Source organism: Gilliamella sp. B14384G12, from assembly GCF_016101825.1.
Classification (GTDB): domain Bacteria; phylum Pseudomonadota; class Gammaproteobacteria; order Enterobacterales; family Orbaceae; genus Gilliamella; species Gilliamella apicola_N.
Genome location: NZ_JACFPU010000002.1, coordinates 289,905 through 306,141, shown reverse-complemented (window position 1 = coordinate 306,141; position 16,237 = coordinate 289,905). Strand labels below are relative to the sequence as shown.

Genomic DNA, 16,237 nt, shown 5'->3' with positions numbered 1-16,237 from the left:
AGGTAATATATTTTGCTCTGGTCGTTGCTGCTATTTATCCTTACTATGGGTATTTTAGTCACAGTACATGAATTTGGGCATTTTTTTATTGCTCGTTTATGTGGTGTTCATGTTGAATGCTTTTCAATTGGTTTTGGTAAAAAAATATGGTCACATAAATTTTCAAGTGGAACTGAATTCGTAATTGCTATGATTCCTGTTGGTGGTTATGTTAGAATGCTTAATGAAGATGTAAAAAAAACTTCAAACCATGATAAAAAATTTGCTTTTAATAGAAAAAAAATTTGGCAAAAAATGGCAATCATATTCGCAGGGCCTTTTGCCAACTTTGTTTTAGCTGCGATAATTTATTGGATAATTTTTTTAAACGGAGTAATGGTTTATCCCGTAAAAGTAAAAGATACCATTGCTGATACTCCTGCTTCTACATTGTATATGCCTTATGGAGCAGAACTAAAAACTATTAATAATATTAATATTAATAGCTGGAATGATGTAAATTTAGCGTTGATATCTGTATTAGGTAAAAATAGTGTATCTTTATCTTATATTGATACAGATAATAATGATAACCCAACAGAAATTACAAAAAGTGTTGATATTAGCCATTGGTATTTTGACATAGAAAAAGAATCGTCCATTACGGCATTTGGTTTTCTTCCTAAAACGTTGGAAGTTTATCCAATTTTGAGTAAAATTGTACCAAAATCGGCTGCAGAAAAAGCTGGATTACAAGTAGGTGATGAAATTATCAGTTACAATAATCATCTTTATACAAATTGGAATGATTTTTCTGATGAAATAAAAAAAGCAAATGCAATGGTATTAAAGGTTAAGCGAGATAATAGTGAAATTTATCTTAATTTAATACCAACAGTTCAGAAAAATGGAGAAGGTGTAGCTGGTTTATATCCTTCCTCAGAGGCAGTAGTTAAGCAATATGGTTTTTTAGAAGGATTAGGTAAAGGTATTGAACAAACAGTATTAACGACAAAACTAACTGTTGGTTCACTTTATCAGTTAATAACAGGTGTTATTGGTCTTAAACATTTATCAGGGCCTATAACGATAGCAAAAAGCGCAGGGCAAACAGCAAGTTATGGTTTCACACCTTACTTATATTTCTTAGCATTTATTAGTATAAGTTTGGGTGTTATCAATCTTGCACCATTACCAATATTAGATGGGGGGCAGCTTGTCTTTTTATTGCTTGAAAAGTTAAAAGGGAAAGCTTTATCCGATGAAACCCAAGAGCGATTATTTCGCATAGGTTTTTTTTTATTAATATTGATAATGGGAATTGCACTATTTAACGATTTTTTACGATTGTGATGGGATGAGGTTATAAACATTTACAATGAAAATAAATAAATTACTTATAGCATCTTTGCTGTTCAGTGGTACAGCAATGTATAGTTCCAACGCATTTTGTGTTGATGATTTTATAGTAAAAGATATTGAATTTGAAGGTTTGCAAAGAGTTACTCCTGGCGCTGCATTGCTTGAGATGCCTGTCCAAGTTGGCGATTATGTTAATGAAGCTGATTTAGGGCGTATTATCAAATCCCTTTATGCTAGTGGTAATTTTGATAATATCAGTGTTTCCCGAGATGGTAATAAATTGATTGTTCATGTTCAAGAGCGTCCAACTATTGCGAGTATCACTTTTTCTGGTAATAAATCAGTGAAGGATGATATGTTGAAAAAAAACTTAGATAGCTCTGGCATTCGAGAAGGTGAAGCATTAGATCGTACTATGCTTTCGGCAATTGAAAAAGGTTTAGAAGATTTTTACTACAGTGTTGGGAAGTATAATGCAAATGTTACAGCTGTAGTTACCCCATTATCTCGTAATCGTGCTGATTTAAAATTGGTAATTGCAGAGGGTAAATCGGCATTAATTGATCAAATCAATATTGTTGGTGCTAAAGCATTTTCTTCAGAAGAACTTATTTCACGTTTTTCATTACGTGATGAAGTTCCATGGTGGAACATGCTTGGTGATCGAAAATATCAAAAACAAAAATTGGCTAGTGATTTAGATGAATTGCAAAGTTTCTATCTAAATCGTGGTTATGCTCGTTTTAATATAGATTCCACGCAAGTAAGTTTAACGCCAGACAAAAAAGGTATTTACGTAACGATTAATATCCATGAGGGGGAACAATACAAGTTATCTGGTCTTGATTTTAAAGGAAACTTTTCGGGTCATAAAGATGCGATTGCTAAAATAGCTAATGAGCGCATATCAGTTGGCGATTTATATAATGGTCAGAGAATAACAGATATCGAAGATAATGTTAAACGCTTACTTGCTAATTTCGGTTATGCTTACCCTAGAGTCGTTATTCAGCCAGAATTGAATGATTCTGAACATACTGTAAAACTAATAGTGATGGTTGATGTTGGACAACGTTATTATGTTCGTAATATTAGAATAGTCGGAAATACAGTGACTAGTGAAAGTGTTATCCGCCGTGAGCTTCGTCAAATGGAAGGTTCATGGTTAAGTAACGGTTTAGTTGAGTTAGGTAAGGAACGTTTAAATCGATTAGGTTTTTTTGATACTGTCGAAGCGAATACTGAACGAGTGCCTGGAATAGATGATCAAGTTGATATCATTTATAAAGTTTCTGAGCGTAACACTGGTAGTATTAAATTTGGTGTGGGTATTGGTTCAGATAGTGGTGTTAGTTTTAATGCAGGTATATCGCAAGATAACTGGTTAGGTACAGGTAATAGTGTATCATTTGATATTAACACCACTGATACTGATAAAACGGCCTCTGTTTCAATTGTTGATCCCTATTTTACTGTTGATGGTGTAAGCTTAGGTGGTAGTGTCTACTATAATACTTATAAAGCGGATGATGATGATGAAGAGTCAGAATACTCGAGTAAAACATGGGGAGCATCAGCAAATTTAGGATTTCCAATTAGTGAAAATAATTTCATTCGCTTTGGTACTGAATATGCCAATCATAAATTGTCTGATATGAAAGCTCAATATGGAATGTGGCGTTATTTTGAATCTATGGGTGAAAATATGAAGAATAGACGTTCTATTTCTTTCGACACTAATGATTTATTACTAAATGCTTATTGGACGTATAATTCATTAGATCGAGGATTTTTCCCTACTGATGGTTTAAGAGTGACCGCTAACGCAAAAATAACAGTACCTGTATTTGATAACCGATTCTACAAAATAATCACTGATGCTTCCTATTATTATCCATTTGATTCTGAACATCATTGGGTTTTCTTAACTCGAGGTCGTTTGGGTTATGGTAATGGTTTTGGTGGTAAAGAGTTGCCATTCTATGAGAACTTTTATGCTGGTGGTTCGACTGTACTACGTGGTTTTAAAGCCAACACTGTTGGTCCTAAAGCAGTTTATTTTAATAGTGATGATGGTTGTAGTGGTTTAGAAAATACAAGTAATTGTAAAAGATCGAAGGATGCAGTTGGTGGTAATGCTTTAGCATTTGTTAGTACAGAGTTGATCGTTCCTACTCCATTTGCTGGAGAAAAATATACAGATAGCATTCGTACCTCTGTATTCTTTGATGCTGGTACAGTATGGGATACTGAGTGGAATTTTAAGAACAAGGATATTCCAGATTATAGTTCACCTTCTGATATAAGAATGTCGGCAGGATTGGCTGTTCAATGGATGTCACCATTAGGTCCATTAGTTTTTTCTTATGCCCAACCGCTTAAGAAATATAATGGTGATTCAGCTCAACAATTCCAATTTAATATCGGTTCGACATGGTAAATCCATGTCAAAATTAATAAATAGACATAGGTGAAGAAAGTGAAAAAAATCATATCCGTTCTTAGTATAAGTGCTGCATTACTGTTTACTGGTATAGCAAATGCAGAAGTCAAAATCGGGGTTATTGATGTAATGTCTGTATTGCAAAACATGCCTCAACGAGAAACAGTTGGACAAGCTTTAAATAAAGAATTTGAAGCCAGAGAAAAATCATTGCGTGAAGAAGAAAAGAAAGCTAGTGATGCGGCAGCTCGTTTAAAGAAAGATGGTTTAACATTATCCGCTTCTGAAAAAACAAAGTTAAATAAAACAATTTCAGATTTTGAAAATAAAGCACAAGCGTTTACTACAGATTACCGCAAACGCGAATCAGAAGAAGTGGGTAAATTATTAACTAAAATCCAAGAAGCTGTTAAAAGTATTGTTACTACAGAAAAATACGATATTATTTTAAAAGCAGAAGCTACATTATCAGCATCGGATGCGGTAGATATCACTAATAAAGTATTGGAAAAGGTTAAAAAATAATGTTTGCTTTCCGTTTAGAACAGTTGGCTAAACAATTTGATGCAAAGTTATATGGTGATGGTAATATAACTATCACAGGTATTGCATCAATGAAAAGTGCAGTATCAGGACAGATTACTTTTTTGTCCGATAAAAAATTGCAGAATAATTTATCAGAATGTAAAGCTTCTGCCGTAGTAATGACAGAAGAAAGTCTTAAGTATTGGCAAGGTGCTGCATTAATTGTAAAAGATCCTTATTTTACTTATGCAAAATTAGCTCAGTACTTTGATACAACACCTGCACCAGCTAAAGATATAGCAGTATCAGCGGTAATTGATTCATCTGCTCAGTTAGGCAGTAATATTTCAATTGGTGCAAATGCTGTTATCGAAAGTGATGTTGTATTAGGTGATAATTGTGTTATTGGTGCGGGTTGTTTTGTAGGTAAAGGTACAAAGATAGGTGCAAATACAAAATTATGGGCTAATGTCACGGTTTATCACAACTGTATTATTGGAGACAATTGCTTAGTTCAATCAGGAACGGTCATAGGAGCGGATGGATTTGGTTATGCTAATGATAAAGGAAACTGGATTAAAATTCCTCAATTGGGGCGTGTTGTCATTGGCAATAATGTAGAGATAGGTGCATCAACCACAATAGATAGAGGTGCGCTGGATGATACGATTATAGGTAATGGTGTTATTATTGACAATCAATGCCAAATCGCTCATAACGATATAATTGGTGATCATACCGCTGTTGCGGGAGGCGTTATTATGGCTGGTAGCTTAACTATTGGTCGTCACTGTCTAATCGGTGGAGCAAGTGTTATTAATGGACATATGGAAATATGTGATCAAGTAACCGTCACTGGCATGGGAATGGTGATGCGTCCTATCACTGAACCTGGTGTATATTCATCTGGGATCCCACTACAAGAAAATAAAGTATGGCGAAAAACCGCTTCGTTAGTGTTACATATTGATGAAATGAATAAACGTTTGAAAGCGCTTGAGAAGAAACTATTAAATGTCTCGACGTAGACGTTTACGGTCGGTATAATGCTCGCCTATTTTATAAATTTGTTGGCTCAATTATCAATTTAAAATAATCATGAGCAGATATTATTCAATAATTTCGAGGTATAAAGATGCAAGTTTCGGTGGAAACAACAAAAGGTTTAGGTAGACGTTTATCCATTACCATTAAATCAGAAGATATTAAAAAAGCAATTGATAAAGAGCTGATTAATACTGCAAAAAAAGTACGAATTGATGGTTTCCGCAAAGGAAAAGTACCTTTAAAAATTGTTGAACAACGCTATGGTGCGTCGATTTTACAAGATGCATTAAGTGACTTAATGCAACAAAATTTCATTGAAGCGATTGTTCAAGAAAAAATAAATCCAGTAGGTGCACCAACTTATACTCCAACAGAATATAAAGATGGAGAAGATTACACTTTTACTGTTGAATTTGAGGTTTACCCTGAAGTTAAAATCAAAGATCTAGATAAGATCGAAGTTGAAAAACCAGTAGCCGAAGTTGTTGATGCTGATGTTGAAACTATGATTGAAACATTACGTAAACAACAAGGGACTTGGAAAGAAGTTGATCAATCAGCTAAAGAACAAAATCGTGTAACTTTAGATTTTGTTGGTCAAGTTGATGGTGAAGAATTCGAAGGCGGTAAAGCTAATGATTTTGTATTAGTTTTAGGTCAAGGTAGAATGATTCCTGGGTTTGAAGATGCTATTTTAGATCATAAAGCTAATGACCAATTTGATATTAACGTAACATTTCCAGAAGATTATCATGCGGAAAATTTAAAAGGTAAGCCTGCAGTATTTTCTGCAACATTGAAAAAAGTGGAAGAGCTTGAACTTCCAGAGCTTACTGAAGATGTCATTAAACGGTTTGGTATCGCAGATGGTACAGTTGAAAGCTTACGTATTGAAGTACGAAAAAATATGTCGCGCGAACTTAATGCAACTATTCGTAATAAAATTAAAGCACAAGTTATTGATGGTTTAGTTAAGAATAATGAAATTGATGTTCCTGCTGCATTAGTAGAACGCGAAATTGATGTACTACGTCAACAGGCTGTATCACGATTTGGCGGAAACATGAAGCAACCAATGGACCTTCCGAAAGAATTATTCGAAGCTGAAGCTAAACGCCGTGTATCAGTTGGTTTATTATTTAGCGAAATTATTGAAAGCAATAAGATTAAAGCTGATGATGCAAAAGTTAAATCATTAATTGATGAAATTGCTTCTGCTTACGAAGATCCTAAAGAAGTTTTAGAATATTACAGTAAAGATAAGAAAGCGATGGATAACATTCGATCTGTAGCGATTGAAGATCAAGTAGTTGATTTATTATTAGCTAGTGCTAAAGTAACCGATAAAAACTACTCGTTTTCTGAATTAATGAATCAGCAAGTGGCTTAATATCTATACACTGCTTCATTAAATAAAAAGATTACTTTTAAGCCCAAATAAGAATTATCTGTTTGGGCTATTTTGTTTAATTAGGAGATAAAAATGCCTTTAGAACCATATATGGGTGTGATTCCAATGGTTGTTGAGCAAAGCTCTCGTGGAGAAAGAGCTTACGATATATATTCACGGTTATTAAAAGAGCGAATCATCTTTTTAACAGGACAAGTTGAAGATAATATGGCTAACTTAATTATCGCTCAAATGTTATTTCTAGAAGCTGAAAATCCTGAAAAAGATATCCATTTATATATAAATTCACCAGGTGGTGTTGTTACAGCCGGACTGGCCATTTATGATACTATGCAATTTATAAAACCTGATGTTAGCACAATTTGTTTGGGACAAGCATGTTCAATGGGATCATTGCTTTTGACTGCCGGAACAAAAGGTAAACGATATTGCTTACCTAACGCTAGGGTAATGATTCATCAACCATTAGGCGGTTTTCAAGGACAAGCTTCCGATATTCAAATACATGCACAAGAAATCTTACAAGTAAAAAGCCGTTTAAATAATATTTTGGCAATGCATATTGGTCAAGATATTAGTGTAATTGAAAAAGATACAGATCGTGATAACTTTATGTCTGCCGAAAAAGCAGTTGAATATGGTTTAGTGGATGCCATATATAGTAAACGTTCATAATAAATTAGCTAGGTGGTAAAAGTGAATAATGAAAGCTCAGAAAAATTACTCTATTGTACTTTTTGTGGTAAAAGTGAACATGAAGTTCGCAAACTAATTGCAGGACCATCATCTATTTATATTTGTAATGAGTGTATTGGGCTATGCAATGATATTTTAAAAGAAGAGACAAAAAGTTTTCTCTCACATGAAGAATTTAATAGTAAACCATTACCAACTCCTCATGAAATTCGAAACCATCTTGATGAATATGTTATTGGTCAAGAAAAAGCAAAAAAAGTATTATCTGTAGCTGTTTATAATCATTATAAACGTTTACGTAATTATGCAAGTCATAATGATGTCGAATTAGGTAAAAGTAATATTTTATTAATTGGTCCAACCGGTAGTGGTAAAACATTATTAGCTGAAACTTTAGCTCGCTTTTTAGATGTTCCTTTTGCGATGGCAGATGCAACAACATTAACAGAAGCAGGGTATGTTGGTGAAGATGTTGAAAATATCATCCAAAAATTATTACAGAGTTGTGATTATGATATTGAAAAAGCACAACGTGGCATAATTTACATTGATGAAATAGACAAGATTTCAAGAAAATCAGATAATCCTTCAATCACAAGAGATGTGTCAGGTGAAGGTGTACAACAAGCTTTATTAAAAATTATTGAAGGTACTATTGCCTCTGTGCCACCCAAAGGCGGACGTAAACATCCTCAACAAGAATTTTTACAGGTTGATACCTCAAAGATTCTGTTTATTTGTGGTGGGGCATTTAGTGGCTTGAATAAAGTAGTAGAAAATCGAGTATCTGTTAATACTGGTATTGGCTTTGGAGCTGATGTTAAAAGCAGTAAAAATAAGGCAACGGAGTCCGAGTTACTCGCTCAAGTTGAATCTGAAGATTTAGTAAAATTTGGTTTGATTCCTGAATTTATTGGTCGATTACCCGTTATCGGTACATTATCAGAATTAGACAAAAATGCCTTAATTAGTATTTTAACTGAACCTAAAAACGCTTTAACTAAGCAGTTTGAAACATTATTTAGGTTAGATGGAGTTGAATTAGAGTTTACTGAAGATGCATTAAACGCTATTGCAATAAAAGCGTTGCAACGTAAAACAGGAGCTCGAGGTTTACGTTCTATTGTTGAAAATATTTTATTAGATACAATGTATGATATACCATCTATGAAGAATATTAAAAAAGTTATTGTTGAACAAGAAACAGTAGAAAAATCCCAAGCACCAGCTTTAATTTACCGAGAAGATGTTGAGTTGTCAGCTTAACTATGAAGATGCTTGTTATTGTTGAAACTTTAACAAGCATGATCTAATTTATATTATATCTAATTACATGTAGATATTGTCAAAATGTTTAAGGAATAGTATATATTTGACTCATAACAATAGGCTTGAATATCTAAAATCAATCCCAATATCAACATAATGGGTTTGTACTATTAGAGAGAAAAAAATGAAAACAAAACAAACTAAACAAATGATTATGCCTATTTTACCATTACGTGATGTTGTGGTATTTCCACATATGGTAATTCCTCTCTTTGTTGGTCGAAATAAATCGATACGTTGTCTTGAGAGTGCAATGGAAATGGATAAACAAGTTTTCCTTGTTACTCAAAAAAATCCATCACAAGATGATCCAGATGTTGATGATTTATACGAAACTGGGACTGTTGCCAATATTTTACAACTGCTTCAACTTCCAGATGGAACAGTAAAAGTTTTAGTTGAAGGTGTTGAAAGAGCTAAAATTGTTGATATTTTAGAACAAAAAGAAGACGACTTTTTTATTGCCAATATCGAAACATTGCATGAAAAAAACAAAAATGATGATTTAAATGAAGCTTTAATGCGAGTTGTACTTTCTAATTTTGATGATTATGCAAAACTGAATAAAAAGGTAACACAAGAAGTTGTTGATTCAATTCGTTTGATTAAAGAGCCTTCACAACTGGCTGATTCTATTGCCGCTACATTATTTTTGAAAGTAGAACAAAAGCAAGAATTACTGGTTACAGCTAATTTGGAAAAACGTTTTGAGTTACTTATTTCATTGATGGAATCTGAAATCGATTTATTGCAAGTTGAAAAAAATATTCGTCAGCGTGTTAAGCAACAAATGGAAAAAGCGCAAAAAGAGTATTATCTTAACGAGCAAATAAAAGCAATTCATAAAGAATTGGGTGATATCGATAATAAACCAGATGAATATGAAGAGTTAAAAAGTAAAATTACCAAAGCTAAAATGCCACAAGAGGCAACAGAAAAAGCTTTGGCTGAACTTAATAAACTCAAAATGATGCCTGCAATGTCTGCTGAAGCAACTGTAGTCAGAGGATATATTGATTGGATGATACAAATTCCGTGGCATAAACGTAGCAAAGTTAAAAAAGATATTGAGGGCGCTCAAAAAATTCTAGATAAAGATCATTATGGTTTAGAAAGAGTTAAAGATCGTATATTGGAATATTTAGCTGTTCAAGGTCGAATTAATAAAGTCAAAGGACCTATATTATGTCTAGTTGGACCTCCAGGTGTAGGTAAAACGTCTCTAGGTCAGTCTATTGCTAAAGCAACAGGGCGTAAATATGTCCGAATGGCATTAGGTGGGGTTCGTGATGAGGCAGAAATTCGTGGACATAGAAGAACTTATATCGGCTCTATGCCAGGTAAATTGATTCAACGTATGGTAAAAGTTGGTGTCAAAAATCCATTATTTTTATTGGATGAAATTGATAAGATGGCATCTGATATGCGAGGCGATCCTGCTTCTGCGTTGTTAGAAGTACTTGATCCGGAACAAAATAATGCTTTTAGTGATCACTATCTTGAAGTTGATTATGATTTATCTGATGTAATGTTTGTTGCTACTGCTAATTCGATGAATATTCCAGCACCATTGTTAGATCGAATGGAAGTTATTCGTCTTTCAGGCTATACAGAAGATGAAAAATTAAATATTGCTAAACAGCATCTTATTACTAAACAAATAGAGAATAACGGGTTAAAACCAAAAGAAATTAGTATAGATGATTCAGCTATAATTGGAATTATTCGCTATTATACTCGAGAAGCAGGGGTTCGTAGCTTAGAAAGGGAAATAGCAAAAATTTGCCGTAAAGTTGTAAAACAATTAGCTTTAAATAGCAAGTTAAAAAAAGTGACAATAACTCAGGATAATTTAAAAGATTTTCTAGGAGTACAACGATTTGATTATGGTAAAACCGATAATGAAAATCGAATTGGGCAAGTTATTGGTCTTGCTTGGACTGAAGTAGGCGGTGATTTACTTACAATTGAATCAGTTAGTGTACCGGGTAAAGGTAAATTAACTTATACGGGTTCATTGGGTGATGTGATGCAAGAATCTATTCAAACCGCATTGACAGTGGTTCGTTCTCGTGCTGAAAAGTTAGGTATTAATGGTGATTTTTACGAAAAACGTGATATTCATGTCCATGTACCCGATGGTGCGACACCGAAAGATGGTCCAAGTGCTGGTATCGCTATGTGTACATCCTTAATTTCAACGTTAACAGGGAATCCTGTTCGTTCGGATGTTGCTATGACTGGGGAAATTACTTTAAGAGGCGAAGTATTACCTATTGGTGGTCTTAAAGAAAAATTACTTGCAGCACATAGAGGTGGAATTAAAACGGTTGTTATACCGATGGATAATGTGAAAGATCTAGAAGAAATTCCAGATAATGTTAAAGCTGAAATTGATATTTGCCCAGTAAAATGGATTGATGAAGTAATAACAATAGCATTACAAAATAATCCGTTTGGTGTAGAACTTGAACAAGATAAAATTAGTTTAAAACATGCAGCTAAAAAGGCAACTAAACAAATAAAATCTAAAATTCCAGTTCAGACACAATTAAATTAATTGTATTTAATTTTAAAAAGATCAACTTAATGTTGATCTTTTTTTATCTCTTAACGTTCTGATAATAGCCAATTTAGGTAAATATGCTATACTTGCCGAATTAATCTTTAGATATATGGAGAATCGCAAGAAATGATGGATACAATCCGCACAGCTGCAAACCATATTGTAGTTAAAATTATTTTTGCAATAATTATTTTATCATTTATATTCACAGGGATAGGTTTCTTTGGGTTTGGGGGCGGCAATAATGAGCGTGATGCTCAACAATACATTGCAAAAGTTGATGGAGAAGGGATAAATCGAGCACAATTTGAAGCTCAAGTACGGGAAGTTACTTCAAGTTCAGCGGGTGATCCTGCTTTTATCAAACAACTTCGCCGTAATGTATTATTTTCACAAATAACGAATTTTTTATCTTATAAATTTGCCGAGCAGTTAAATGCAAATGTTAGTAATGAAAGAGTCAAAGAATTCATCAGACAACAACAAGTATTTTTTGAAAATGGTAAATTTAGTAATAAAAAATATTTAGAACTGCTTTCAGCAAATGGCTATACGCCTGATGGTTATGGTGCAAGCTTGAAAACCTCTTTGCAACAACAACAAGTCATTAATGCGTTAGTAAACACCAGTTTTGTATTACCTGTAGATTCTGAGTTAGCCAAGCTCCAAGATCAAACTAGAACAGTTTACACATCAACTTTAAGCCCTGAAGTAGTAAATATGGATGATGTTAAAATTACTATTGAAGATGAAAAAAAATATTATGAAGAACATAAGAACGAGTTTTATCGGAAAGAAAGAGTTAAATTTAACTATATTTTGAATAATAAATCTAATTATATAGATAAAATTCGTATTAGTGATGAAGAAGTACAACAACAATTTAAAAAAAATAAAAAAGATTATTCCTTTCCTGAAAAACGAGCTTATAGTGTAATTTATGTCACTGATAAAGAACAGGCAGATGATATTATGAAAGATCTATCATCTGGTGGTAATTTTGATTCTATTGTTAAAACGGTTAATCAGAATGCTAGTATCACTCCGTATGGAAAAAATGGTTCATTGGGATGGTTTACTATAGATGATTCTTTACCTCAAGCATTTAAGGATGCTAATTTAAAAAAAGTTGGACAAATTTCTAAGCCGATAAAAGTTGATGATGGTTATGTTATCGTCAAATTAGATGATATACAAAAATCAAAAGTTATGGATTTTGATTATGCAAAACATATGATTACTTCAAAGCTAGAAGATGAAAAATTAAATGCTATGTTTGATTCTGTTGAAAACAAGATTCAGGCAGCAGTAAACAAAAATCCTAATTCGTTAGAAGCCATTGCAAAAGACTCTGATTTACAAATAGTTAATTCAGATTGGTCTTATTATAATGATATTACTACAATCTTACGATATCCTGAAGTTAGGGATGTTGCATTTGGTGATCAAATGATTATTGATGATCAAGCAACAGGTAACGTTTCAGAAATGATAACAGTTGGTCAAGGTATTAATATGATTGATTTTATTATTCAAGTTGTTGATTATCGTAAGGAAGGGATAGCGCCTTTTGAAGAAGTCCAAGATGAAATTAATAAGAAACTTTATCAAAATATTGCTAACGAACGTTTCACATCGACTGTAGATAATATATTAACGCAATTAAACGAAACAGGTAGTTCGCCAAATGTAAACTTTTCTCAACGTTATAAACTTACTCGGGACTCAAAAGTACTGAATACGAAAGTTGTTGATATGGTTTTTGATTTGGTGCCATCAGTCACATCTAAAAGAGTTTATGGCGTTCAATATTTAGATGATAGAAGTGCTGCTATTGTGGTATTAACTGATGTAAAAACACCTAATGAACAGAAAGATATCTCGTCTGAATTATTACCATTATATATCAATAATATATATTATTATCTTACTGAAGATATTCGTTCCAAAGCTAAGATTGAAATTATGCCAGATGCAAATTTGTGATCCACATCATAAATTAGTGCAAAATTCAGCAAAAATGAAAAGTCACTTCGGTGACTTTTTTCATTTATGAAATTAATAAACCTTTAACATTTGATTAAATGAGATAGTTAAAAAGCATATTAATTGCATAACTATTTTTAAGAGGTTAATCAAATGAAACTATTTTCAATTTTTTGTATTTTATTATCAAGCATCACTTTTTCCGGTTTAAGTTTTGCAGATAGCCCACCTAATGAAGTAACTAAAAAGGAACAGCAACAAATTATACAAGTTAATATTAATACAGCTACAGCAGAAGAGTTAGCTAAAGTTTTAACAGGTATAGGGATAAGTAAAGCCAAAAAGATTGTTGAATATCGTGAAAAATTTGGGGCGTTTGTATCTATCGAACAATTGAAGGAAGTTTCCGGTATTGGTCAAGCAACGTTGGACAAAAATGTAGGTAAAATAGCGTTATAATTTTATTTTAAGCCGCCGATTTTTAATATCGGTCGGCGATTATCACATATTAATTATTGATAGGATCAATATCAATACTCCATCTTACTTTTGATGTTTCATTCCATTTTTCTATATCAATAATAAGGTTATCTAAAATTAATTGTAATAATTGCCTATTTGTGTGTTGTAACAAAAGTTGCCAGCGGTAATATCCTGCCTTTTTAGGTTGATTTGCTGGCATAGGACCAAGTTGCCATAAGGAATTATCACCATACTCTTTCAATCTGTCATGAATAAGTTGCAAAAACTTTTGTGCATGATGATTATTGCGATCAGCTGCCCGAATTAATGCTTGATAACTGAATGGAGGTAATAACGTTTGTTGACGCTCTTTTAAGGCTTGTTTAGCAAATTCTTGATATCCATTATTTAATAATACATTTAATAATGGATGCTCAGGATGATAGGTTTGTAATATTACTTCTCCTGTTTTTGTTTCTCTGCCAGCTCGCCCTGACACTTGAGTATAGATTTGAGCAAATTGCTCTGTAGCTCGAAAATCACTCGAAAATAAAGCTCCGTCGACATCTACAATGCCAACTAATGTTATATCAGGAAAATGATGACCTTTAGCTAAAATTTGTGTGCCAACTAAAATATGTGCACCACCTTGCTGAATACTTTGTAAATAATTCTCTAATGCTCCTTTTTTTGCTACTGTATCACGATCAATGCGACTTATTTTAGTGTTAGGAAAAAGAAGCTCAAGTTGTTTTTCTAATTGCTCAGTACCAAAACCAACCGGTACTAAATGAGTTGAACCACATTTTGGACATTGTTTTGGAATTGCTCTTGGTGTATCACAGTAATGACAACTAAGTTTTTGTGATTGGTTGTGAAAAGTATATGGACGATCACAACGAGGACATTCCGCAATCCAACCACAATCATGACATATTAATAAAGGTGAATAACCACGCCGATTTAAAAATAGCATAACTTGATTATTATTGTGTAAATGGATTTTTATTTGTTCAATTAAGGGTTGTGATAAGCCAGCTACAAGTGTTAAACCTCGAATATCTAAAATAGATTGCTTTACAGGTTTAGCATGACCTGCACGTTTTGTTAATTGTAACAATTGGTATCTATGATTTTTAACATTATTTAAAGTTTCTAATGAAGGCGTTGCAGAACCTAATAAAATAGGGATATTTTTAAGTTTTGCACGAATAATTGCTAAATCACGAGCATTATAACGCCATCCTTCTTGCTGTTTATAAGAACTATCATGCTCTTCGTCAACGATAATCATGCCTAGATTTTTAAATGGTGTGAAAAGTGATGAACGGGTACCAACAACAATAGCATTTTCTCCATTTTTGCTTCTTAACCAAACAGCTAGTCTCTGTTGATTAGTTAATCCAGAATGTAGAATATCTATTGGAGCATTAAATCGTTCTTTAAAACGTTTAATTGTTTGTGGTGTAAGGCTAATTTCAGGTACCAATACTAATGCTTGTTTACCTTTAGCTAATACATTAGATATTATATTGAGATACACTTCAGTTTTTCCTGAACCAGTGACGCCCTCTAAAAGAAATACTGCAAAATTATGACGATGATTATTTACTGTATCTATTGCATAGAATTGTTCTTGATTTAATTTAATCAAGTTTGGATTTGCAGAAAAATTTGTTTGCCACATTATATTATCTGCTTGGACATTTACGCGTGTTATTAGTTTTTTTTTCTCTAATTCATTATAGATAGTAGTACTTACGTTGATAGAATCAACAGTATTGTCTCTAAATGATGATAATAATAATTTTTGTTTTGGTGTCCGTGATAATGCGGTCAGATCAATATTCTCTCCTAATTCAGTTAATTGCCAATGTGTGATTTGAGTTTTGTTAGCTTCGCGTCCTTGCCTTAATAAAACAGGCATCGCATGAAATAACACTTCACCAATTGGATAATGATAATAACTTGCCGCCCAATTTAATAATTGCCAGATATCTGGGGTAAAAAGAGGTTCGCTATCAATAATTGTAGTTATATTTTTTAAACTTTTAATATCAATATTTGTTTGCTGATCTATTTTAACAATAATACCTATGGCATTGCGGGTACCAAATGGAACTTTCACCCGCATTCCAATTTGGGCGGGCTTGGTTAAATTATAATCATAAAGTTGGTGAAGTGGTACTGGTAAGGCAACATGAGCAATAAGCATTGATAATCACAACTATATTTAAAGAGAGTAATATTGTACGCAGTTTTTATTTAACTCGCAAAAACATACCAAATTTATAGATGATTTGAAAGGTCAAATCAAACTAATTTTTTATATGTTCTGATAATGATTAATTTAATCAGGTGAGTAGCTACTTGTAAAATTTTGCTATCTTGGATATATTCTAAAGAGTTGATAAATTTTTTAAGGAATCAA

Annotated in this window: 11 protein-coding genes; 10 read left to right on the top strand and 1 reads right to left on the bottom strand. The window is 32.9% G+C overall.

From position 1 onward, the window contains the following. Positions 1-12 precede the first annotated feature (12 nt). From rseP to H3S73_RS03905, 10 genes are all read left to right on the top strand, one after another. Positions 13-1,332 carry an RIP metalloprotease RseP gene (rseP, locus tag H3S73_RS03950; RefSeq protein WP_198235637.1) on the top strand — a complete coding sequence of 440 codons (1,320 nt, stop codon included), beginning with the start codon at positions 13-15 and terminating at the stop codon, positions 1,330-1,332. Between the two features lie 25 nt (positions 1,333-1,357). Next, positions 1,358-3,781: an outer membrane protein assembly factor BamA gene (gene bamA / locus H3S73_RS03945; protein WP_198235636.1), complete on the top strand. Its 2,424-nt coding sequence runs from the start codon at positions 1,358-1,360 to the stop codon at positions 3,779-3,781. 39 nt (positions 3,782-3,820) lie between these two features. Next, complete coding sequence (locus tag H3S73_RS03940; RefSeq protein WP_198235635.1) at positions 3,821-4,309, top strand: OmpH family outer membrane protein; 489 nt, start codon at positions 3,821-3,823, stop codon at positions 4,307-4,309. Further along, the gene (gene lpxD / locus H3S73_RS03935) at positions 4,309-5,337 is read left to right on the top strand and encodes a UDP-3-O-(3-hydroxymyristoyl)glucosamine N-acyltransferase (protein ID WP_198235634.1); all 1,029 of its coding nucleotides are present in this window, start codon (positions 4,309-4,311) and stop codon (positions 5,335-5,337) included. Before H3S73_RS03940 ends, lpxD begins: the two co-directional genes overlap by 1 nt. 107 nt (positions 5,338-5,444) lie before the next feature. Next, positions 5,445-6,746, top strand: coding sequence for a trigger factor (gene tig, locus H3S73_RS03930; protein WP_198235633.1), 1,302 nt, complete (start codon positions 5,445-5,447; stop codon positions 6,744-6,746). 93 nt (positions 6,747-6,839) lie between these two features. Continuing rightward, the gene (gene clpP / locus H3S73_RS03925) at positions 6,840-7,442 is read left to right on the top strand and encodes an ATP-dependent Clp endopeptidase proteolytic subunit ClpP (protein WP_198235632.1); all 603 of its coding nucleotides are present in this window, start codon (positions 6,840-6,842) and stop codon (positions 7,440-7,442) included. A gap of 12 nt (positions 7,443-7,454) precedes the next feature. After that, positions 7,455-8,729: an ATP-dependent protease ATP-binding subunit ClpX gene (gene clpX / locus H3S73_RS03920; RefSeq protein WP_198235631.1), complete on the top strand. Its 1,275-nt coding sequence runs from the start codon at positions 7,455-7,457 to the stop codon at positions 8,727-8,729. A 187-nt stretch (positions 8,730-8,916) separates the two neighbouring features. After that, entirely contained in the window at positions 8,917-11,352 is a 2,436-nt protein-coding gene (gene lon / locus H3S73_RS03915; RefSeq protein ID WP_198226313.1) for an endopeptidase La, read from the top strand. A 132-nt stretch (positions 11,353-11,484) separates the two neighbouring features. Then, on the top strand, positions 11,485-13,344 hold the full coding sequence (locus H3S73_RS03910; protein ID WP_198235630.1) for a SurA N-terminal domain-containing protein: 1,860 nt from the start codon (positions 11,485-11,487) through the stop codon (positions 13,342-13,344). A 153-nt stretch (positions 13,345-13,497) separates the two neighbouring features. After that, positions 13,498-13,803 (top strand): helix-hairpin-helix domain-containing protein, encoded by a 306-nt coding sequence (locus tag H3S73_RS03905; protein WP_198226317.1) that lies wholly within the window; start codon positions 13,498-13,500, stop codon positions 13,801-13,803. Between the two features lie 49 nt (positions 13,804-13,852). Here H3S73_RS03905 and priA read toward each other — a convergent pair whose 3' ends face one another. Continuing rightward, on the bottom strand, positions 13,853-16,021 hold the full coding sequence (gene priA, locus H3S73_RS03900) for a primosomal protein N' (protein WP_198235629.1): 2,169 nt from the start codon (positions 16,019-16,021) through the stop codon (positions 13,853-13,855). Between the last annotated feature and the right edge of the window lie 216 nt (positions 16,022-16,237).